Annotated in this window: 20 protein-coding genes; 6 read left to right on the top strand and 14 right to left on the bottom strand. The window is 67.7% G+C overall.

Annotated features, from left to right (window positions below; all coding sequences use genetic code 11):
• Positions 1-14 precede the first annotated feature (14 nt).
• The 4 genes from MRBLWO12_RS06930 to MRBLWO12_RS06915 all read right to left on the bottom strand — a co-directional run bounded on the left by MRBLWO12_RS06930 (position 15) and on the right by MRBLWO12_RS06915 (position 3,666).
• A complete protein-coding gene (locus tag MRBLWO12_RS06930) occupies positions 15-710 on the bottom strand; it encodes an alpha/beta fold hydrolase (RefSeq protein WP_363553970.1) in 696 nt (231 codons plus the stop codon).
• 118 nt (positions 711-828) lie between these two features.
• Positions 829-1,656, bottom strand: a complete 828-nt coding sequence (locus MRBLWO12_RS06925) for a MerR family transcriptional regulator (RefSeq protein WP_363553968.1) — start codon at positions 1,654-1,656, stop codon at positions 829-831.
• 68 nt (positions 1,657-1,724) lie between these two features.
• Positions 1,725-2,360, bottom strand: a complete 636-nt coding sequence (gene serB, locus MRBLWO12_RS06920) for a phosphoserine phosphatase SerB (RefSeq protein ID WP_363553966.1) — start codon at positions 2,358-2,360, stop codon at positions 1,725-1,727.
• A 64-nt stretch (positions 2,361-2,424) separates the two neighbouring features.
• Positions 2,425-3,666, bottom strand: coding sequence for a glucose-1-phosphate adenylyltransferase (locus MRBLWO12_RS06915; RefSeq protein WP_363553964.1), 1,242 nt, complete (start codon positions 3,664-3,666; stop codon positions 2,425-2,427).
• A 46-nt stretch (positions 3,667-3,712) separates the two neighbouring features.
• On the opposite strand from MRBLWO12_RS06915, the gene glgA reads away from it, so the two are divergent.
• The 3 genes from glgA to MRBLWO12_RS06900 all read left to right on the top strand — a co-directional run bounded on the left by glgA (position 3,713) and on the right by MRBLWO12_RS06900 (position 6,049).
• Entirely contained in the window at positions 3,713-4,897 is a 1,185-nt protein-coding gene (glgA, locus tag MRBLWO12_RS06910) for a glycogen synthase (protein WP_363553962.1), read from the top strand.
• Positions 4,898-4,914: 17 nt separating this feature from the next.
• The gene (locus MRBLWO12_RS06905) at positions 4,915-5,700 is read left to right on the top strand and encodes an ABC transporter ATP-binding protein (RefSeq protein WP_363553960.1); all 786 of its coding nucleotides are present in this window, start codon (positions 4,915-4,917) and stop codon (positions 5,698-5,700) included.
• Between the two features lie 91 nt (positions 5,701-5,791).
• Positions 5,792-6,049, top strand: a complete 258-nt coding sequence (locus MRBLWO12_RS06900; RefSeq protein ID WP_141871829.1) for a type B 50S ribosomal protein L31 — start codon at positions 5,792-5,794, stop codon at positions 6,047-6,049.
• 55 nt (positions 6,050-6,104) lie between these two features.
• Here MRBLWO12_RS06900 and MRBLWO12_RS06895 read toward each other — a convergent pair whose 3' ends face one another.
• Genes MRBLWO12_RS06895 through MRBLWO12_RS06885 form a run of 3 tightly spaced genes read right to left on the bottom strand, consistent with a single transcriptional unit; the run spans position 6,105 to position 9,741 of the window.
• Entirely contained in the window at positions 6,105-6,389 is a 285-nt protein-coding gene (locus tag MRBLWO12_RS06895; protein ID WP_363553958.1) for a hypothetical protein, read from the bottom strand.
• A 57-nt stretch (positions 6,390-6,446) separates the two neighbouring features.
• Positions 6,447-7,694 carry an alpha/beta fold hydrolase gene (locus MRBLWO12_RS06890; RefSeq protein ID WP_363553956.1) on the bottom strand — a complete coding sequence of 416 codons (1,248 nt, stop codon included), beginning with the start codon at positions 7,692-7,694 and terminating at the stop codon, positions 6,447-6,449.
• A 46-nt stretch (positions 7,695-7,740) separates the two neighbouring features.
• Complete coding sequence (locus MRBLWO12_RS06885; RefSeq protein WP_363553954.1) at positions 7,741-9,741, bottom strand: DUF262 domain-containing protein; 2,001 nt, start codon at positions 9,739-9,741, stop codon at positions 7,741-7,743.
• A gap of 176 nt (positions 9,742-9,917) precedes the next feature.
• Here MRBLWO12_RS06885 and MRBLWO12_RS06880 point away from each other — a divergent pair, with 176 nt between their 5' ends.
• Both MRBLWO12_RS06880 and MRBLWO12_RS06875 read left to right on the top strand, forming a co-directional pair.
• Positions 9,918-10,691 carry a hypothetical protein gene (locus tag MRBLWO12_RS06880; protein WP_363553952.1) on the top strand — a complete coding sequence of 258 codons (774 nt, stop codon included), beginning with the start codon at positions 9,918-9,920 and terminating at the stop codon, positions 10,689-10,691.
• 207 nt (positions 10,692-10,898) lie between these two features.
• Positions 10,899-11,402, top strand: coding sequence for a DUF3145 domain-containing protein (locus tag MRBLWO12_RS06875; protein ID WP_363553950.1), 504 nt, complete (start codon positions 10,899-10,901; stop codon positions 11,400-11,402).
• 162 nt (positions 11,403-11,564) lie between these two features.
• Here the strand turns inward: MRBLWO12_RS06875 and MRBLWO12_RS06870 are convergent, their stop codons facing one another.
• Positions 11,565-12,968, bottom strand: coding sequence for a PLP-dependent aminotransferase family protein (locus MRBLWO12_RS06870; RefSeq protein ID WP_363553948.1), 1,404 nt, complete (start codon positions 12,966-12,968; stop codon positions 11,565-11,567).
• 95 nt (positions 12,969-13,063) lie between these two features.
• Here MRBLWO12_RS06870 and MRBLWO12_RS06865 point away from each other — a divergent pair, with 95 nt between their 5' ends.
• The gene (locus MRBLWO12_RS06865) at positions 13,064-13,729 is read left to right on the top strand and encodes a YczE/YyaS/YitT family protein (RefSeq protein ID WP_363553946.1); all 666 of its coding nucleotides are present in this window, start codon (positions 13,064-13,066) and stop codon (positions 13,727-13,729) included.
• A gap of 63 nt (positions 13,730-13,792) precedes the next feature.
• Here MRBLWO12_RS06865 and MRBLWO12_RS06860 read toward each other — a convergent pair whose 3' ends face one another.
• The 6 genes from MRBLWO12_RS06860 to aceE all read right to left on the bottom strand — a co-directional run bounded on the left by MRBLWO12_RS06860 (position 13,793) and on the right by aceE (position 21,418).
• Complete coding sequence (locus MRBLWO12_RS06860) at positions 13,793-15,031, bottom strand: beta-ketoacyl-[acyl-carrier-protein] synthase family protein (protein WP_363553944.1); 1,239 nt, start codon at positions 15,029-15,031, stop codon at positions 13,793-13,795.
• Between the two features lie 93 nt (positions 15,032-15,124).
• A complete protein-coding gene (locus tag MRBLWO12_RS06855) occupies positions 15,125-15,373 on the bottom strand; it encodes an acyl carrier protein (protein WP_017202249.1) in 249 nt (82 codons plus the stop codon).
• A 68-nt stretch (positions 15,374-15,441) separates the two neighbouring features.
• Complete coding sequence (locus MRBLWO12_RS06850; protein ID WP_363553942.1) at positions 15,442-16,443, bottom strand: beta-ketoacyl-ACP synthase III; 1,002 nt, start codon at positions 16,441-16,443, stop codon at positions 15,442-15,444.
• The gene (locus MRBLWO12_RS06845; RefSeq protein ID WP_363553940.1) at positions 16,440-17,360 is read right to left on the bottom strand and encodes an ACP S-malonyltransferase; all 921 of its coding nucleotides are present in this window, start codon (positions 17,358-17,360) and stop codon (positions 16,440-16,442) included. The genes MRBLWO12_RS06850 and MRBLWO12_RS06845 overlap by 4 nt, the downstream gene beginning before the upstream one ends.
• Positions 17,361-17,457: 97 nt before the next feature.
• A complete protein-coding gene (locus MRBLWO12_RS06840; protein ID WP_141871838.1) occupies positions 17,458-18,660 on the bottom strand; it encodes a PucR family transcriptional regulator in 1,203 nt (400 codons plus the stop codon).
• 31 nt (positions 18,661-18,691) lie between these two features.
• Positions 18,692-21,418 (bottom strand): pyruvate dehydrogenase (acetyl-transferring), homodimeric type, encoded by a 2,727-nt coding sequence (gene aceE, locus MRBLWO12_RS06835; RefSeq protein ID WP_363553938.1) that lies wholly within the window; start codon positions 21,416-21,418, stop codon positions 18,692-18,694.
• Positions 21,419-21,422: the final 4 nt, after the last annotated feature.

The raw sequence follows: 21,422 nt of genomic DNA, 5'->3' as shown, positions 1-21,422 counted from the left end.
CGGGTTGCCTCTTGTCAGCGCGCGACAGCAGCGTTGAGAAGCTCGGTCAGGCGCGCGGGGACGGAGAACTGCGGCCAGTGCGCGGAGCCGATGCGCACGACCTCGGCGTCGGCGATGGCGTGGAACTCTTCGGCGTACGGTCCCCACTGATCGATCTCGGCCTCGAATCCCTGCTGGTCCAGTCCGCCCATCAGCAGTGTCACGGGAACGTCGTAGCGAGCGCGGTTCTCGAGAGCGATCTCATCGGTCGGCACGCGCGCGGGCACGCTCGAGGTCAGAGGCAGCGTGCGTTCTCTGGTCTTCTCGTCGAGATCATGCACGTCTTCGTCGGGGAAATGATCCCAGCCCGGGAACGGGATGACGCCGTCGTGCACCGGGAACTCGCTGATGCCGGACCCGGAAGGCGGAGGCACCGTGTCGACGAAGATCACACGTGAGACGCGATCGGGGCGCGCATCCACGACGCCCCAGGCCACATTCCCTCCGCCGCTGTGCCCGACGACGACGCACCGATCAGGCAGGGCATCGACGACCTGAACCACGGCGTCGACCCATTCGGCGATGCCGATCTCGGCGGAGTCGGATGCAGCGGCGCCGACTCCCGGCATCGTCAGCGGATGCACGTGATGCCCCGCCGCTTCGAGCCCAGGGGTCACGTCGTCCCAACTGGATGCGTCGAGCCAGAGTCCGGGGATCAGGATGATGTCCATGAATCGACGCTAGCGCCGCCCTCCGACATTCGCGACCGCGTTCGACGAGCGCCGGAAAGGGCCGACCGTGTCACGACGGTCGGCCCTGCGTGTCATCCCGCTACGTGTGGACGCACGGTCAGGCGACGGGGACGCAGACCTCGGTCACGAGGCCGTCCTCGTCGGCATCCGAGGGAGTGACGAGGTACCGGTTGAAGGCTTTGCCTGCGAGAGTCCCGTCGCTGCCAGCGGACACTCCCTCCGCGACGATACGGGCGCTGATCAGATCGTGCGCTTCAGTGATCTGATCGTAGGATCCCTCCACGCGAGCGACGAGGCAGTCGCGTTCGGGGAACTCATGGACCTCGAGCGGCGAATCGACACGGGTTCCCGGAGCCACCGGGAAGAAGATCGAGAGATCCACGTCACGGTCGGTGAACTGGTCGTCGTGCTCGATCACACCGCAGGTCTGGGCGGGGGTGAGCGCGCTGGCCTCGAGCATCGGCAGCATCCGGTCCCACAGCAGACGCTCATCCGAGTAGGTCGGGACGGTTCCGCGAAGGGCGACGACGGTCATGGCGGGGATGGTCGTGCGGCTGATGGTGATGGACATGGGTTTGTCTCCTGAGTCGAGTAGTCGATTGATGAGGGTTACCCGTCCCTGGGCCGCGCGTTGCTCTTCGACCAGGCTCTCGCGCTGCAACCGCAGCGCATGAGGCCAGGCCGGGGTGCCACGGGCGGCGAGGAGCGCGCCGATGGCGGAGACGCCGAACCCGACATCGCGGAGGTTCCGGATGTCGATCGCATCGACCAACTGGCGCGCGGAGTATCTCCGGTACCCGCTGGAGGCATCGATGTCGGCGGGCACCAACACGCCGTGCGTGTCGTAGTGGCGCAGCATCCGCACCGACAGTCGACTCAGAGAACTGAATCGACCGATCGTCATGAGGTTCGTGGTCTCGGCCATGCACCCATGCTCGCGCCTGACACCATGTGAGAGTCAACTCCGGACAGGGCGAGTCCTGTCCGATACTGCTAGGGGAGCAGCGGGATGACCTGGGCGAGGTCCTGCGGACCGATCACGAGGCTCGCAGCCGCGCGCACGGCGGGCTTCGCGTTGAACGCCAGTCCCAGACCTGCGACGGCCATCATGGCGAGGTCGTTCGCTCCGTCGCCGATCGCGATCGTGGCGTGTGGGGCGACGCCCAATTCTGCCGCCCATTCCTGCAGCGATGCCGCCTTGGCCGCTCCATCGACGATCGGTCCGTCGACCTCGCCGCTCAGTGCGCCGTCCGTCACCCGGAGGCGGTTCGCCCGCCACCGGTCGACACCGAGGTCCGGTGCCACGGAATCGAGGATCTCGTGGAAGCCGCCGGACACCACGCCCACGACGCCGCCGCGCTCGTGCACGGCGGCAGTGAGCTCTCGGACGCCGGGGGTAGGCTCGATCCGGGCGAGCACCCGCGAGAACGCGTCGACCGGCACGCCGTGCAGCGCCGCGACCCGGGAGCGCAGGCTCTCCGAGAAGTCGACTTCTCCGCGCATCGCGGCCTCCGTTGCGGCCTGCACTTCGTCACGCCGTCCCGCCTCGTCGGCGAGCAACTCGATCACCTCGTTGCGGATGAGGGTGGAATCGGCATCGAGGACGACGAGGAAGCGCGCAGCAGTCACGCGAACGAGCCTAGCGACCGTGCAGGCCCTCGATCGACCGCGAGACGCGTCAGTGCTCGATTCCTCAGCGCTCGATGAAGACGCCCTTGCCGACGACCGTGATCCCGGACTCCGTCACCGTGAAACCCCGAGCCAGATCGCGTTCACGGTCGACACCGACGGTCGCCCCGTCGGCCAGTACGACATTCTTGTCGAGGATCGCACGATGCACTCGCGACCCGGCGCCCACCTGCACGTGATCGAAGACCACGGATTCGGTGATCGTCGAGCCGCCGCCCGCGAGGGTCCAGGGGCCGACGACACTGCGCTCCAGATGCGTGCCGGAGAGGACCGAGCCGAGGGACACGATCGAATCGATCGCGTTGCCGATCCGGCCGACCGAGTCGCGCACGAACTTCGCGGGCGGCGAGTTGACCGCCTGCGAGTGGATGGGCCACTCCATGTTGTAGAGGTTGAAGATCGGCAACGTCGAGATCAGGTCGCGGTGGGCGTCGTAGAACGAATCGATCGTCCCCACGTCGCGCCAGTAGGAACGGTCGCGCGGGGACGACCCCGGGACCTCGTTCTGCTTCATGTCGTAATAGCCGGCCTCGCCGCGGTCGACGAAGTAGGGGACGATGTCGCCACCCATGTCGTGACCCGACGTGGGGGACTCGCCATCTGCCTCGACCGCGGCGATCAGCGCATCCGCGTCGAAGATGTAGTTACCCATCGAGGCGAGAACCTCGTGCGGGGAGTCCTCGAGCCCGGCGGCATCCGTCGGCTTCTCGAGGAACTGCTTGATCAGGCCGGTGCTGGGGTCGGCATCGATCACGCCGAACTGCGAGGCGAGCGCGAGCGGCTGGCGGATTCCGGCCACAGTGGCCTTCGCGCCGGATTCGATGTGTGCCTCGAGCATCTGGCGGAAGTCCATGCGGTAGACGTGATCGGCGCCGATGACCACGACGATGTCGGGCTTCTCGTCGTTGATCAGGTTCATGCTCTGCAGGATCGCGTCGGCGGATCCGGAGAACCAGCGCTTTCCGAGGCGCTGCTGAGCCGGCACCGACGTCACGTAGGAGTCGAGCAGGGCGGACATGCGCCAGGTCTGCGAGATGTGACGGTCGAGGCTGTGCGACTTGTACTGCGTCAGCACGACGACCTGGCGGAGGCCGGAGTTGATGAGGTTCGAGATGGCGAAATCGATCAATCGGTACTGTCCGCCGAACGGCACTGCAGGTTTGGCGCGGTCGGCCGTGAGCGGCATGAGGCGCTTGCCCTCGCCGCCGGCGAGGATGATCCCGAAGACCTTCTTTGGAGCGGACATGGCTCCACCATAGATGCGATCCGGCTCGCTGTACTAGCGTTCAGACATGCGAGTTGAAATGATCACGAAGGAGTATCCGCCGGAGATCTACGGTGGTGCCGGAGTGCACGTCGCGGAGCTGGTCACGGCGCTGCGCGAGAGCATCGACGTGCGTGTCCGCGCCTTCGGGGCCCCCCGCGACGAGGTGGGCACCTTCGCGTATCGGGCACCTGCCGAACTCGCCTCCGCGAACGCCGCGCTGCAGACCCTGGGTACAGATCTGGAGATCGTCTCGGCGATCTCGGATGCGGACATCGTGCACAGCCACACCTGGTACGCGAACTTCGCCGGGCACCTCGCTTCGCAGCTGCACGGCATCCCGCACGTGCTCACCGCGCACAGTCTGGAGCCCCTGCGACCGTGGAAGGCCGAGCAGCTCGGCGGCGGGTACGCGGTCTCGAGCGGCATCGAGAAGCTCGCGTATGAGAACGCGGCTGCCGTGATCGCGGTCAGTGCGGGCATGCGCGCCGACATCCTGCGCAGCTATCCGCAAGTCGACCCGGCCAAGGTCCGCGTGATCCACAATGGCATCGACGTCGAACGCTGGCGTCCGGTGCACGACGAGGCCTTCCTGCAGTCCGTCGGCATGGATCCGCAGCGTCCGTCCGTCGTCTTCGTTGGCCGCATCACCCGGCAGAAGGGGCTGCCCTACCTGCTCCAGGCCGCGCGGCTCCTCCCGCCCGAGGTCCAGCTCGTCCTCTGCGCCGGTGCTCCTGACACTCCGGAGATCATGGCCGAAGTGCAGGAGGGTGTGCGACTTCTGCAGCAGACGCGCGACGGCGTCATCTGGATCGAGAAGATGCTGCCACGTGATGAGCTGTCGGCGATCCTGACCGCTGCCACGACGTTCGTGTGCCCCTCGGTGTACGAGCCGCTGGGCATCGTGAACCTCGAGGCCATGGCGTGCGGAGCGGCAGTCGTCGGCACCGCGACCGGCGGTATCCCCGAGGTCGTCGACGATCACGTCACCGGTCGTCTGGTGCCGATCGAGCAGGTGCAGGACGGCACGGGAACGCCCGTGGATCCCGAACGATACGTCGCCGATCTCGCTGCCGTGCTCACCGAGGTGACCTCCGATCCGGCGCGGGCGCGCGAGTACGGCGCGGCGGGACGCGAGCGTGCGCGTCGGGACTTCAGCTGGGGCGCGATCGCCGACACGACGCGCGCGCTGTACGCAGAGCTCACCGGCTGAGCCGATAGGCTGGAGGCATGTCGAGCGCCCTGGAATTCACCGACGTCGTCGTGCGCCGCGAGGGCCGCAACATCATCGATCACGTGACCTGGCAGGTCTCGGACGATCAGCGGTGGGTGATCCTCGGACCGAACGGTGCCGGGAAGACCACGCTGCTGCAGCTCGCGGATACGCTGATGCACCCGACCGCCGGTACGGTCACGGTACTGGGGGAGACCCTGGGTCGTACGGACGTCTTCGAAGTGCGTCCCCGCATCGGATTTGCCTCGTCCGCCATGGCCAAGCGTGTTCCCCGCGACGAGACCGTGCTCAACACGGTCCTCACTGCCGCATATTCCGTGCTGGGGCGCTGGAACGAGAGCTACGAGGACATCGACGAGCGCCGCGCGCTGCGCGTGCTGGGGGATTGGCGCCTCGAGCACCTGGCGGACCGCACGTTCGGCACCCTCAGCGACGGCGAGCAGAAGCGGGTGCAGATCGCGCGCGCCGTGATGACCGATCCCGAGCTGCTGCTGTTGGACGAGCCGACCGCTTCGCTCGATCTGGGTTCGCGAGAGGAACTGCTCGCACTGCTCAGCGGATACGCCTCGTCTCCGAGCACGCCGGCGATGCTCATGGTCACGCATCACGTGGAGGAGATCCCGGTCGGGTTCACGCACGTGATGCTGCTGCGCGAGGGACGCGTGGTCGCCGCCGGTCCGATCGCGGAGACTCTGACGGCAGAGGCGCTCACCGAGGCGTTCGGCATGCCGATCGTGCTCAGCAGCGAGGACGGCCGCTACGCCGCTCGCGCGGCATCCTGACGAGGATCTGTTAGAATCGATCCTTGGTGCTCTCTGCACCGCAGACTTCCCTCGTCCCTGGCACAATCCAGGGCAGCAACTAAGGAATCCCATGAAGACTGACATCCACCCCGAGTACCGGGCCATCGTTTTCCGTGACCTCGGTTCGGGCGAGACCTTCCTCACCCGCTCCACCGTCACGAGCGACAAGACCATCGAGCTGGACGGCGTGGAGTACCCCGTCATCGACGTCGAGATCTCCTCCGCCTCGCACCCGTTCTACACGGGAAAGCAGCGCATCATGGACTCGGCCGGTCGCGTCGAGAAGTTCAACCAGCGCTTCAAGGGCTTCGGCGGCTCCTCCAACTGAGGTCCGTCACACGAAGGCCCCGCACTCTTCGGAGTGGCGGGGCCTTCGTCGTCGCTCAGAGGTCGAGGGTGATGCGTCCTTCGGCGATCGGACTCGGCGGGTCGCCGGGAGCGGGCGCCGGTGCGGTGCGCTGTGTCTGGCGGTCTCGTTCCATCCCCGCTTCATGCGCCGAAGGAGACCAGATGGCGTCGAAGGCGCCGCCGAGCCCGCCGGCGCTGAGCCCCTCGTACTTCTCCTCCACCGGCTTGCGTGAGAACGTGTGCATCATCCCGAAGATGAGCAGCGCGGGACCGGCGATCAGCACACCGATAACGGTCGCCCAGCCCAGCACATCGCGCATGTGGCCAGGATAGGCCGCCGTTCTGCGCGCGACATCCTCCTCGCGGAGGATCTGTGCTCAGCGGATGCGGCGGCCCTGCGCGAGGTCGATGAGCCTGCTCAGCACCGGTCCGGAGCGGAGGCCGTTGTGCTCGTGCTCGCTGGTCACCCACAGCTGCACCCCGGGCAGCAGGCGCGCCGTCTCCAGCGAGTACTCCATCGGTACGTAGACGTCGTTCACGTAGACCGCAGCCGCACCGGTCGCGCCCGACGCGGCGATGGCAGCCGCATCGTAGATCTTCGGCCACTCGAACTCGGCCAGTTCGAGCGCTACCTCGCGCCAGGGCTGGAACGCCGGCACGCTCTCGGTCCATTCGCGGCGGATGTGCTCGCCGGTGAACAGGGTGGTGTCGTCGCGGAAGTCCGCCGGTTCCGTGCGCTCCGCCGACCAGCGTGTCGCGTGGCCGTCGGCGTAGCTCGACTCGTGGAACGCGAAGTACAGGGGGTTGCGACCGTCGTACGGCATCGCATGCATGAGGTCATGGCGGAAGGCGTTCGAGGCGGGATCGCGCTCCAGCAGCGACCACACGGTCTGCCAGCCGTCGTCGGTGCCGAGCGCGGAGCCGACCGACCGCAACCGCGAGGGCGACACGACCTCACCGTCCGGGAGCACGATCTTGCCGGCCGCAGCGAGGTCGACGAGGCCACGCATCACGTCCCGGTGCTCGGGGAAGCGCCGGTAGTACCGCTCCGACGCGGTGCGCATTTTGTCGTAGCAGAGGGCGTACACGTCGTCCGGGTTCCTGCCGACCGCGCTGAGTCCGCCCGTGATGTAGACGTCAGCGAGCGAGGAGCTGTCCGTCGAGAGATAGGCCAGCGTCGTGAAGCCGCCGAACGACTGTCCGAGCACACTCCAGGTGTCGGCTCCCAGGTGCGCGCGCATCGCCTCGCAGTCGCGGACGATGGCATCGGCGCGCAGGTGGGTCAGGTGCTCGGCGACCGCAGCGGAACCACGTTCCAGGTCGGTGTCGCCGACCGGGGTGGAGCGTCCCGTGCCGCGCTGGTCGAGCAACACCAGCCGGTAGTGCGCGAGTGCCTCGTCGAGCCAGGCAGGGGCGGTGGAGCGGTGGAACGGCCGGGGCGCCTCATGGCCAGGCCCTCCCTGCAGGAACACCAGGTAGGGGAGAGTCTCTCCGCCCTCGCGGGAGACGACGGCGGCGAAGATGTCGATCGTGCGGCCATCCGAGGGATCACCCCAGACCAGCGGGACGGTGAGCGTGTGCTCTTCGACGGTCAGATCCAGCAGGTGACGGACAACGGTGCTCACCCATCGAGCCTAGCGCCCTCGATACGGTGCCTGCAGGTCGTCTCGACTACATCACGTTCCCGATGTAGGAGTACTTGACGAACACCTCGGCGGCGATGCCGGACTCGTCCAGGACTCCCTGCACGGCGTTCATCATGTAGTTGGAGTCCCACCCCATGTAGAGGAAGTGCGTGTCGTCCAGGGCATCCCATTGGCCCTTCCACGCCATCGCGTCGTAGATGGGGCCGCCGTGCTGGGCGCAGTAGCGGATGGCGGCGGGGCGTGTGTCGGTCCACGCCCGCCGGAACACGCGGTTGAAGAGGTGCTTGACGTCGTACACCTCCCACCGCTCGCCGCGGTACTCCACGTAGTCGAACTCGCGCTCCCACCCGGCCGGCCACCCGCGCCGGCGCACGGCATCCAGGATCGGGGTCAGGCCGTCATCGTCGATCTCGGGGAGAGCAGGGCGGGCCCAGATACGCAGCAGGTCCGCCGTGAGACGGACGGTGCGGCTCGTGATCGCGGCCGTGTCCCACGCGGGGATGCCCTCGAGGTCGCGCGTTGCGGGGACGGCGCTGCGGGAGTACGCGTCCGCGCGCTTGACCGGATAGGAGGCCCCGAAGACGCGCTCGGTCAGCGGCTGTTCGAGAAGCGTCAGGTTTCCCAGAGTCGGGGCGAGGGCGCGGTGACTGTTCTGCTCGTCGTCGCTGTACTCGCTCCATGCCCGTTCGCCATCGCCGGACCAGGCGTCGCCGGGAACAGGGGGAACGATGTGCTCGATTTCGAAGCCCTCCGTGTCATCGACGCCCTGCAGCCGGCCGAGCACATAGGCGGCGTGGGGCAGCTCGCTGTACTTCAGCACGGCGCTCACGCGTTCGTCCGACGGGGTGATGCGGGCGAGCGCGCGCGCCAGGGCGTCGCGACCCTGCTCCCGGGCTCGGCAGAGGCGTGCGATCAGCCGCTCCGTGGGGAGGTTCACCAGCGTGCGGCGGAGGTAGAGCGCCTGGATCCAGTCCAGCGTCTCGAGGAGTTCTTCGCGCCCGACGATGCCGCGGGAATAGTCGCTGTACACGCTCAGCACCAACGGGTAGGCAGCGCGCCCGAAGGTGTTGACGTGACGGAGTTGACGCGCGATCTCCGGATCGCCCTCCTGCGACGGGTCGAGCAGGATGCCGTAGATCTCCGCGTAGTGGCGCCAGACCTCGGCGTGCGCCTGGAGATGTTCGACGTCGACGTGCGGGAACGAGTGACGGAAGGCGCTGTACACGCCGTGCTCGCCGTTCGCGGCCACCTCGCGACCCGTCGTCATGACAAGGTAGTGGCGCCAGAAGGCACCGATCGCCTCGCCGGTGTACTGCTCGATCGGCAGCCAGAACCGTCCCTCGACGTCGAGCTGCTCGGTGTGGGTGAGACCCATCAGGATGTAGTTGTGGATCAGCTCATGATCGCGCAGTGGTTCGCCCGTGGAGTTGAGGCTCTCGAAGATCTGCTGCGCGTTCGCCTCCGCGCCGAGCGTGATCGACACATGCTCGAGCTTCTGCAGGCCGCGCCAGACCGACGGCGCTTCCTCCGCGTGGATCTGGCTCCGGAAGAACGCGTAGTTGTCGTCGAACCGCGACTCGCGGTCCGCGTCCCCGCGGCGATCCAGCACCACGGACTCGTACAGCTCCGCCCAGGCGTCGTGCGGGCGCAGCTTGGTGCGGGTCGGATCGTCCTGTCGGATCAGCACGCGTTCGAGTTCGGAAGCCAGTGCGGGGTCCACCTCCTTCACCGAGTGGTGGAGGGCGGCGATCAAGAGCATCAGCGTGGTGATGCGCTGCTGGCCGTCGATGAGGATCAGGTCGCTGTCGCCTGCGGAGTCGTGGGCGGAGAGGATCGACCCGATGAAGTGCCGGTGCGCGTCGTCTTCTGCGGCGACGGCGCGCACGTCGGAGAGCAGGCGTTCGCATCCGCCGATGTCCCAGCGATACTGACGCTGGTACACGGGAACGACGATGGTGGTGGAACCGGCTGCGAGCCACTCGATCGTGCTGACTGCTGTCGCCTCGACGTTGGTGGCGGTGCTCATGCTGGTGTCTCGTCCTCCCGTAGCGCGCGGCGCCGAGGACTCGCCGGGCGCCCGATTCAGTCTATTCGGTTATTCACGGCGGCCCTCGGAGGGCCGTACGGGCCTCGCTGTTAGGCTTGCCTTATCAGGGCCTGTTAAAACGTGCTGGCCCCCGATGAAAGGACATGACCTAGATCATGGGATACATCAAATCCGCTGCACTCGAGGAAAAGGGCTTCGTCGTCCTCGACAGCTACAACCAGGAGCTCGACCCCAAGGAGTGGCTCGACATCGAGTACAACGACTGGAAGTCGTCGGGTGACACCCGCTTCGCTCCGCTCGCCAGTGCCTTCGGCGACATCGAGTGCAACGGCTTCTGGAACCACAAGCCGCCGCGCACCGACAAGGACGGCGTTTGGATCGACTCGCAGACCGCGAAGGCTCCGAACCTGACGCGTCGCGCGCAGGAGCCGGGTGCGAACGTCGGCCGCTGCCGCGTGATCGAGCTGCAGCCCACGCCGTACGGCGACTGCCTCTACAACCTGCACCAGGACGACAACAACCGTCTCAACCCGGACGGCACCGGCTGGGTCGTGCGCGGGTTCTTCAACCTGACCGACGACAAGGACAGCTACTTCGTCCTGCGCGAGAACCGCACCGACCCGAGCATCGAGTACCGCATCGCGCTTCCGGCCGGTGCTCAGCTCATCGTCGACACGCAGCGCCTGTGGCACGCCGCCACGCACAACGGCGACGAGCCGCGCTACTGCCTGATCACCTCGTGGACATCGGGCCCTGAGCTCGACGCGTACATCGAGAAGTACAACGGCACCGACGACGTCCCCAACTACGAGGTCGCTCAGGACGTGCTGGAGCACGGCTACGCAGAGCAGGCCCGCAAGGATGCCGCACGCGCTGCCTACTACGCGGCCAAGGGCCAGCAGGTGAAGCAGGCGATGAGCGAGGCCTGAGCCTCGCCGATTCGCCGGCTCAGACCTCTCGGTCGCTGAGCCCACTGCAGTACGAAGGCCCCGGTCTCGCGACCGGGGCCTTCGTCGTCGGAACTACATGCTTGTGATTTCGCCCGCAGTGGGCGAGAATGGGCCCACAACCGCATATTCTCGCCACTTCGTGGTTCAGGTCGTTGGGGAAGACGCACCTGATGAAACGGAGAGATCATGGCGACGGCTTACGCACGCGGAGTGGTGTACGTCCACTCTGCGCCTCGCGCGCTCTGCCCGCACCTGGAATGGGCGGTGGGTCGCGCTATCGGGCGTGCGGTGAATTTCGACTGGACTGACCAGCCGGTGCTCGACGGTGCTCGCCGTGCGGAGTTCTACTGGGACGGTCCGGTCGGCACCGGCGCCGCTCTCGCGACCGCGATCCGCGGCTGGGAGCACCTCCGTTTCGAAGTGACGGAGGATCCGACGCCCCGCAGCGACGGTGGACGCTGGCTGCACACCCCGGACCTCGGCATCCACTACGCGCAGACCGATGCGGCCGGCAACATCGTGATCGGTGAAGACCGCATCCGCTACGCGATGGAGATCGCGGCCGGGAGTGCGATCGAGCTGCAGCGCGAGCTGGACATCGCGCTCGGATCCGCCTGGGACGAAGAGCTGGAGCCGTTCCGCCACGCCAGCGACGACGCTCGTGTCGTCTGGCTGCACAAGGTCGGCTAGTTCGCGACCACGACACAGACCTGGAGCGGGGGAGGCGTGAGTATCGGATGCCGGTGATTCATCCCGGACGCTGAGAAGACGTTTCCCCGCTCCACATGACGAGGACCCCGCCCCTGGAGACAGCGACGGGGTCTTCGTCTGCGCGGGCGGGACGGCGCCGTCTCAGATCACTGCCGCCCGCGGGAGCTCCCCCGGCCGCGGGACTGCTCCGCCATGCAGGTCGTCCCAGGCGAGCCGGAGCCGTTCCATCGCAGCGGCCGTGCGCTCAGGCGGCAGCGTGATCGGGATACGCAGACGTCGCTCCAGCACGCCGCCGGTTGTGAATCGCGGCCCGGGCGGCAGGATGAGCTCGCGCTCGCGTGCCGCGAGGGACAGCTGCGTGGACACCGGCGCGCCGAGATCGACCCACGCGGACAGTCCTCCCGCGGTCTGCGGCATGCGGATCCCATCGATGGCGTCCAGGCCGGCGCTGACCGCGGCTCGGCCCGCACTCAGGCGTTCTCGGACGTGTGCGGTGAGCGCCGACATCTCGGCGAGCAGTTCCACGGCGATGCACTGCTCGAGGAGTGCCGTGCCGAGTTCGAAGCTGAGACGCGCGGCGAGCAGCCGGGTGATGAGCGAGCGTTCGGCGCGGATCCACCCGAGTCGCATGCCGCCCCAGGCGATCTTCGACATCGACCCGACCGTGATCACGTGGGGGTTGTAGGCCGCCATTGGGAGCGGAGCCCATCCACGATCGATGTCGAGCTCGGCGGTCGTCTCGTCGACGATCAGGAGCGTGCCGGCGCTGCGGGCTGTGGTCGCGATGCGTTCCCGATCGGTGTCCGGCAGGGTGGCGCCCGTCGGGTTGTGGAAGTCAGGGATCAGGTAGGCCAGGTGCGGCCGATAGGAGAGCAGTACCTCGGTCAGGTGTCGTGGGTCCCATCCATCGACATCGACCGGGGTCGGCAGCATCCGGTACCCGTGCCGGTGCATCGCCTCCAGCGCATGGGGGAACGTGGGCTGCTCGACGAGCGCGTGCTCTCCGCGCCGACCGATCGTCGCGAGCACGAGGTTGAAGGCGTTCAGGGCTCCGGAGGTGATGATGATCTCATCGGCCGAGGTATCGACGCCCCGCTGTGTGAATCGCCGGGCGACGGCGTCGCGGAGCTCAGGCAGGCCGCGCGGTGAGTAGCCGCTGGTGCCGCGCAGTGCGGCGAGACGGGGGAGCGACCGCACGGTCGCGTCGTACAGTCCCGGGGTCGAGTCCATCGAGGCGATCGACAGGTCTATCGCCGATTCCTGCTCTGGGGTGCTCGGCGAGACGGAGACCCGGGGGAGTGCCACGCGCGTATTCCCGCCGTGCAGACGGCTGACGTAGCCGTCTTGTTCGAGCAGCCCGTACACGCGCGTGATCGTCGACCGCGAACGGCGCAGCTCGAGAGCGAGGGAGCGCTCGCTGGGCAGTCGCTCTCCGACCGTGAGGCGGCCGTCGAGGATCAGGGCTCGCACGTGTCCGGCCAGCGCCGTGGCCGTCGCGCCGGCGACGTTCTGCGCTCCGAGGTGTTCCACGAGTCGAGAGGTCATGTCTCCAGGATGCCGCAAAGTGGACTCGAATAGTGAGGCCACTTCTCGTGGAGTGGTCTCGGTCGCAGCCCTGTGTCGGCATCCACCATGGAGGGATGCACCTTCGTTCGCTCTTCCTCCCCATCACCGCGACCAGCCGCGGGGACCTGGCCGAACGCGGCCTGCAGCTCGTCGTCGGTCTCTTCCTCTACGGAGTCGCGCTGGGATTGATGGTGCGTGGCGGAATCGGTGTCTCGCCTTGGGACGTGCTCGCGCTCGGCGTCGCAGGACAGTCGGGGCTCGGGTACGGCATCGTGACCAACCTCGTCGCGGTCGTGGTGCTGCTGCTCTGGATCCCGCTGCGTCAGCGCGTCGGGCTGGGCACACTCCTCAACGCTCTGCTGATCGGTCCGAGCGCCGATCTGACGCTGGCGGTCATCCCGGCGCCTCCGTCGATCTGGGTGGGGGCGCCGATGTTCCTGCTCGGCCTGGTGCTCCTGGCGTTTGCGACAGGTCTCTACATCTCGGCGAACTTCGGGCCCGGCCCGCGCGACGGGCTGATGACCGGACTCGTACGTCGCACCGGATGGTCCGTCTGGATCGTGCGCACGCTCATCGAAGGCAGCGTCCTCGTCGTCGGGTTCGTGCTCGGGGGTCCCGTGGGAGTCGGCACCGTGCTCTTCGCCCTGGGCATCGGGCCGCTCGTCGGATGGTTCCTCCCGCGGATCACGGCGCTCCGGAACGCGCGCTCGCACCGTCTCCTGCGGGAGCCCGTCGCATAGAGCGGCGCGATGGTACGAAAGAGGCCCCCGGAGATGATCCGAGGGCCTCTTTTCATAGGATCGTCAGTCGACGCTGGCGAAGGCCACGACGGCGTTGTGCCCGCCGAAGCCGAATGAGTTGCTGATCGCGATCTGCGGGCCGTCTCCGAGAGGTGTGGGCTCGCCCGAGAGGCGGAACGGCACGGCCGGGTCCGGCTCGGTCATGTTGATGGTCGGCGGGGCGACACGGTCGCGCAGGGCGAGGATCGAGAAGATCGCCTCGAGCGCGCCGGTGCCTCCCAGCAGGTGGCCGGTGGAGGCCTTGGTCGCCGAAACCGGGATCTCGCTGAGACGCTCACCGAACACGCGCTTGAGGGCGACGTATTCGTTGGGGTCGCCGACCGGAGTCGAGGTGGCGTGCGCGTTGATGTGCGTGACCTGATCGGGCGTGACACCCGCTTCTTCCAGGGCCTGGGTCACGGCACGCGCAGCACCGGCACCTTCGGGGTCATTGCCGGTGATGTGGTAGGAATCTGCGGTGATGCCGCCGCCGATCAGGTAGGCGTAGATCTTCGCGCCGCGAGCCTTGGCGTGCTCCTCGGTCTCGAGGATCAGAACAGCGGCTCCCTCGCCCATGACGAAGCCGTCACGGTCGATCGCACCGGGGCGGGAGGCCATGGCCGGATCGTCGTTGCGGCGCGAGAGCGCCTGCGCCGACGAGAACGAGGCCATGGTGATGGGGTGGATCGCGGACTCGGTGCCACCGGCGATCACGACGTCGGCGAGACCGTCCTGCAGGTGATGGAAAGCGTGGATGAGCGACTCGGTGCTCGAGGCACAAGCGCTCACGACGGTCTGCGCATAGGCACGCGCCTCGAACTGCAGCGACAGGTTGCCGGCTGCGGCGTTGGCCATCAGCATCGGCACGGTCAGCGGCATGACGCGCCGCGGGCCCTTCTCGCGCAGTGTGTCCCAGGCGTCGAGGAGCGTCCAGAGGCCACCGATGCCGGTGGCGAAATCGACCCCGAGCCGCTCGGGAGCGACCTCGGGGGAGCCGGCATCCGCCCACGCCTCACGTGCGGCGATCAGAGCGAACTGCGAGGAGGGGTCGAGCCGCTTCGCCTCGTGGCGGGGCAGGACCTCTTCGGGGCGTACCATCGCCTCGGCGGCGAAGGTGACGGGCAGCTCGTACTGCTTCACCCAGTCGTGCTCGAGTGTGCGGGTTCCGGACATGCCTGCGAGCAGGTTGGTCCAGTTCTCCGGAGCGGTACCGCCGATGGCGGAAGTGGCGCCGATGCCGGTGACGACGATGCGCTTGGTCATGGTGTGGTTCCTGTCGGGCGGTGTTGCGAGCGGAGTGCGGGCAAGGCGGAGGATGCCACGCCCCGCAGGAGCGGGGGTGGCATCCTGCGTGGATTACTCCTGGCCTGCGACGATGAAGTTGACGGCGTCGCCGACGGTCTTGAGGTTCTTGACCTCGTCGTCGGGGATGGTGACGCCGAACTTCTCCTCGGCGTTGACGACGATCGTCATCATGGAGATCGAGTCGATGTCGAGGTCATCCGTGAACGACTTCTCGAGGGCGACCTCGGAAGCGTTGATGCCGGTCTCATCGGTGATCAGCTCTGCGAGGCCTGCGAGGACCTCATCGTTGGTGAAAGCCATGTGGTCTTCCTCTTTCTTACGGGTTGTTTTCGGAACCGTGGAACAGTCTAGAGAAGGTCGGGTCGTTCTCAGGGGAGGACGACGACCTGAGCGGCGAACACGAGACCGGCGCCGAAGCCGATCTGCAGCGCGAGGCCCCCCGAGAGCTCGGGGTGCTCGGCCATCAGGCGATGGCTGGCGAGCGGGATGGACGCTGCCGAGGTGTTGCCCGTCGTCTCGATGTCACGTGCGATCACCGTGGTCTCGGGCAGCTTGAGCTGCTTGGCGAACTCGTCGATGATGCGCATGTTCGCCTGGTGCGGGATGAACGCAGCGATGTCGGACGGCTCGACGCCGGCCCTGTCGAGCGCTTCGCGGGCGACCTTCGCCATCTCCCACACCGCCCAGCGGAAGACGGTCTGACCCTCCTGGCGGAGCGTGGGCCACGGCACCTCTCCGTCGCGGAACTGCGTCAGGGTGCCGTTCATGCCGACGGCATCGGCCTTCGACCCGTCGGAGCCCCACACGGCGGGCGAGATGCCGGGCGTGTCGCTCGGGCCGATCACGGCGGCGCCCGCGCCGTCACCGAGCAGGAAGGAGATGCTGCGGTCGGCGGGGTCGACCACATCGGACAGCTTCTCTGCGCCGATCACGAGCGCGTAGTGGGCAGCGCCGGCGCGGATCAGAGCGTCCGCCTGAGCGACGGCATAGGAGTAGCCCGCGCACGCGGCGTTGATGTCGTACGCAGCGGCGGGGTTGGCGCCGACGCGGTCCGCGACGATGGCCGACACCGACGGCGACTGCTTCGGGTTGCTGATGGTGGCCACGATCACCAGGTCGATCTGGTCCGCGGGCACGCCGGACTTCTCGATGGCCTCTGCACCGGCGATGGCGGCGAGGTCGATCGCATCGGTGCCCTTGTCGGCACGGACGCGGGTGATGATGCCGGTGCGCTGGCGGATCCACTCATCGCTCGAGTCGATCGGTCCGATCAGATCCTCATTCGGCACGGCGTTCTCGCCGCGCGCCGCACCGTAGGAGTAGATGCGCGTGTAGGCGGGGCCCGTGATCTGGGTCAGGATGGCGCTCATGCGGCTTCTCCGTTCAGCAGCGCGACGGCCGCATCGAGATCCTCGGGGGTCTTCACTGCGACCGTGGGCACGCCCCGCAGTCCGCGCTTGGCGAGGCCGGTCAGCGCACCGGCCGGAGCCAGCTCGATGAGTCCGGTGATGCCGTGGTCGGCGAAGGAGGTCATGCACTTGTCCCAGCGCACGGGCGAGGAGACCTGATCGACCAGATACGAAAGCGCCTGCGCACCGTCGGAGACGACGGAGCCGTCACGGTTCGTCCACAGGGTGACCTGCGGGTCGAGCGGGGTCACGGTGGCGACGGCATCGCGCAGGGCGGCGACCGCTGAGGCCATGTAGCCGGTGTGGAAGGCGCCGGCGACCTGCAGGGGGATCACACGGGTTCCCTTGACCGGCTCCTCGGCGAGAGCGGCCAGTGCGGGGAGGGAGCCTGCCACGACCAGCTGGCCGCCGCCGTTGTAATTGGCGGGGGAGAGCTCGAGCTCGGCGAGGCGGGCGAGGATGAGTTCCTCATCACCGCCCAGCACTGCGCTCATGCCGGTGGGGGTCTGTGCGGCGGCATCCGCCATCGCGCGTCCACGGATGCCGACGAGGCGCATGCCGGTCTCAGCGTCGATGACACCGCTGCCGACGAGGGCGGCGATCTCGCCGACCGAGTGCCCCGCCATGCCGTCGGCGGTGCGACCTCCGTGAGCGCGGAGAGCGTCCGCGGCGATCAGGGAGGCGGCGACGATCAGGGGCTGAGCCACCCGCGTGTCGCGGATCGTGTCGGCATCCGACACCGTCCCGTGCGCATGGAGATCGACCTCTGCGGCCTCGGAGTAGGCGGCGAGGCGATCAGCCACACCGTCGAGCTCCAGCCAAGGGGAGAGGAAACCGGGGGTCTGCGAGCCCTGACCAGGGCAGACGACGACAATCACCAGTCCAGTCTGCCAACCTTTCCGCGTGAGCGGTGGATGATCCATCACAAGATTGCGCGAAACCCTTGTGTGTGGCGCACAGCAGCCGCGCGGAGGATCAGCGCGGAGGGCGGCGCAGCGCCGGGCGACGGCGCCCCTGCTCGGCCGCGCCGATCGATCCGAGGATCAGCGCAGTCTGCAGAATGAGCGCTTCGCGGGGACCGGTGGCGTCCCAGCCGATGACCTCGCTGACGCGCTTGAGCCGGTAGCGCACCGTGTTGGGATGCACGAACAGCTCCCGAGCCGTGGCCTCGAGAGAGCGGCCGTTGTCGAGGTAGCTCCACAGCGTGGTCACCAGATCGGTCGAGTGCGCCTGGAGAGGCCGGAAGATCCGCTCGATGAGGGTCTGTTTCGCGAGCGGGTCTCCGGCGAGAGCGCGCTCGGGCAGCAGATCATCCGCTTCGACCGGACGCGGAGCACTGCGCCATGCACGAGCGACGGCGAACCCGGCGAGGGCGGCACGCGCGCTCTGGCTCGCATCCACCAGCGCGGCGACGGCAGGTCCGAGCACGACGTACCCGGGACCGAACGACGGCTCGAGGCGGGTCGCGATCTCGAGGAAGCCGAGCTCGTCCTCGTCCTCTTCGTCTTCCTGCCCGGCGATCCTGGCGCGTCCGAGCACCAGCACGAGGCGGGACCCCTGCACGCCGATGAGCACGTCGACCGCGAGTTTGCGGGCGGTGCGTCGCACCTGATCCACGTCGAACTGCGGGGGAGTCGTGCCGACCAGCACCGCGACCTCGCCGTGGCCGTGCCACCCGAGGGCGGCGATGCGGCTGGGGAGCTCCTCGTCGGCTTCACCGGTGAGGATCGAGTCGACGACCAGTGCTTCCAGTCGTGCATCCCAGAGGCCGCGCGCCTCGGCGGCACGGGCGTAGACATCGGCGGCGGCGAAGGCGACGTCGCGCGAGTAGAGCAGGATCGCCTCGCGCAGGTCGTCACCGCGTCCGGCGACGCGCTCCTCTGTGACCTCGACCGTGACGCGGATCAGCTGCAGCGTCTGCTGGAGGCTGACGCTGCGCAACAGCTCCCGAGGAGCCGCAGCGAAGATGTCCGCTGCGATCCACGGGGTGGAGGTGGGGTCCTCGTACCACTGGATGAACGACGTGATGCCGGCCTGAGCCACCAGCCCGACGGCAGAGCGTCGGGCCGGTGGCATGTCGGCATACCACGGGAGGGTGTCCTCCAACCGCTTGATCGTCACCGAGGCGATGTCGCCGGAGATCCGGCGCAGCCAGGTGAGCGTCGCGGTCTTGTCCATTCCGCGTGGAGAAGAACCTGTCACCGAGGACTCAGCTTTCGCCACCTGCGTTGCCGCTGGTGCCGGCGTTCACGTCGAGCAGACGGTACTTCTCGATCGCCTGTGCGGCGAGCGAACGGTCCACGACGCCATCTTCGGCGAGCGACTGCAGGGTGCGCACGACGACCGAGGGGCCGTCGATCTTGAAGAAGCGACGTGCGGCCGCACGGGTGTCGGAGAAGCCGAAGCCATCCGCTCCCAGCGTCGCGAAGCGCTGCGGCACCCACGGACGGATCTGGTCCTGCACCGCGTGCATGTAGTCGCTCACGGCGACGACCGGACCTTCGGCGCCCTGGAGCTTCTGCGTCAGGTACGCCGTGCGCGGCTCGGCCTCGGGGTGCAGGAAGTTGTGTTCGTCGGCGGCCAGGCCATCGCGGCGCAGCTCGGTCCACGAGGTGACCGACCACACGTCGGCGACGACGCCCCAGTCGTCCTTCAGCAGCTGCTGGGCCTCGAGAGTCCACGGCACACCGACGCCGGAAGCGAACAGCTGGGCGCGGGGGCCCTCGCCCTCGCCGACGGAGATGCGGTGGATGCCGCGGACGATGCCGTCGACATCGACATCCGCCGGTTCGGCGGGCATCACGAGAGGCTCGTTGTAGAGCGTGATGTAGTACATCACGTTCGGGTCCTCGTGCTGTCCGCCGTACATGCGCTCGAGACCCGAACGCACGATGTGCGCGATCTCGTAGCCGTAGGCCGGGTCGTACGAGATCGTCGCCGGGTTGGTGGCGGCGAGCAGGTGCGAGTGACCGTCGGCGTGCTGCAGGCCCTCACCCGTGAGAGTGGTGCGGCCGGCGGTGGCGCCCATGATGAACCCGCGGGCCATCTGGTCGCCGGCGGCCCACTGGGCGTCGCCGGTGCGCTGGAAGCCGAACATCGAGTAGAAGAGGTAGATCGGGATCAGCGGCTCGCCGTGCGTGGCGTAGGAGGTGCCGGCGGCGGTGAAGGCAGCGAGAGCGCCGGCCTCGTTGATCCCGACGTGCACGATCTGGCCTTGCGGGCTCTCCTTGTATGCGAGGAGGAGCTCACGGTCGACCGAGGTGTAGTGCTGGCCGTTCGGGTTGTAGATCTTCGCGGACGGGAAGTACGCGTCCATGCCGAACGTGCGAGCCTCGTCGGGGATGATCGGCACGATGCGGTGGCCGAAGTCCTTCGAGCGCAGCAGATCCTTCAGCAGACGGACGAACGCCATGGTCGTGGCGATCTCCTGCGTGCCTGAGCCCTTCTTGGGCAGCGCGTAGGCCGTGTCGTCCGGCAGCGAGAGCCCGACGTGGGTCGAGCGGCGCTCCGGGAGGAAGCCGCCCAGCGCCTGACGACGCTCGAGCATGTACTGGATCGTCTCGTCCTGGGGGCCCGGGTTGTAGTACGGGGGCAGGTACGGGTTCTCCTCGAGCTGCGCATCCGTGATCGGGATGTGCATGGCGTCGCGGAACGTCTTGAGGTTGTCCAGCGTCATCTTCTTCATCTGGTGGGTCGCGTTGCGGCCCTCGAAGTGCGGACCGAGGCCGTAGCCCTTGACGGTCTTCGCGAGGATGACGGTGGGCTTGCCCTTGTGCTCGGTCGCAGCCTTGAAGGCGGCGTAGACCTTGCGGTAGTCGTGGCCGCCGCGCTTGAGGTTCCAGATCTCGTCGTCTGAGTAGTCCTTGACCAGTGCTGCTGCACGCTCGTCGCGGCCGAAGAAGTGCTCGCGCACGTACGCACCGGACTCGGCCTTGTACGTCTGGTAGTCACCGTCGGGGGTGACGTTCATGAGGTTGAGCAGTGCTCCCTCGGTGTCGCGGGCGAGCAGGTCGTCCCACTCGCGGCCCCAGATCACCTTGATGACGTTCCAGCCGGCACCGCGGAAGAACGACTCCAGCTCCTGGACGATCTTGCCGTTTCCGCGCACGGGACCGTCGAGGCGCTGCAGGTTGCAGTTGACCACGAAGGTGAGGTTGTCGAGACCCTCGTTGGCAGCGACCTGGAGCTGCCCGCGGCTCTCGACCTCGTCCATCTCGCCATCGCCGAGGAAGGCCCAGACGTGCGATGCGGAGGTGTCCTTGATGCCGCGGTTCTCGACGTACTTGTTCGACATCGCCTGGTAGATGGCGTTGATCGGGCCGAGGCCCATCGACACGGTCGGGAACTGCCAGTAGTCCGGCATGAGGCGCGGGTGCGGGTACGACGGGATGCCGTATGGGGCGTGCGACTTCTCCTGGCGGAATCCGTCGAGCTGGTCCTCGCTCAGGCGTCCTTCGAGGAAGGAGCGCGCGTAGGTGCCGGGGGAGGCGTGACCCTGGATGAAGATCTGGTCGCCGCCACCGGGGTTGTCCGCGCCCTTGAAGAAGTGGTTGAAGCCGACCTCGTAGAGCGCGGCTGAGGACGCGTAGGTGGAGATGTGACCGCCGACACCGATGCCGGGGCGCTGCGCACGGTGGACCGTGATCGCGGCATTCCAGCGGATCCAGGCGCGGTAGCGGCGCTCGATCTCCTCGTCACCGGGGAACTCCGGCTCGTTCTCGCTCGCGATGGTGTTGATGTAGTCCGTTGTCGGGACCATCGGCACGCCCAGGTGCAGCTCCTTGGAGCGCTTGAGCAGGCTGAGCATGATCTCGCGGCCACGGCCGTGGCCCTTGGCATCCACCAGCTCATCGAGCGACTGCTGCCACTCGCCGGTCTCTTCCGGATCGCTGTCTTGGGGGCCCTGGGAATACGGATCCTGGTCGTGCACAGTCACGGGG

It is taken from the genome of Microbacterium sp. LWO12-1.2 (assembly GCF_040675875.1).
Taxonomy (GTDB): Bacteria; Actinomycetota; Actinomycetes; order Actinomycetales; family Microbacteriaceae; genus Microbacterium.
Note: the sequence above shows the minus strand (reverse complement) of the source record. Positions and strands in the feature narration are given on the sequence as shown.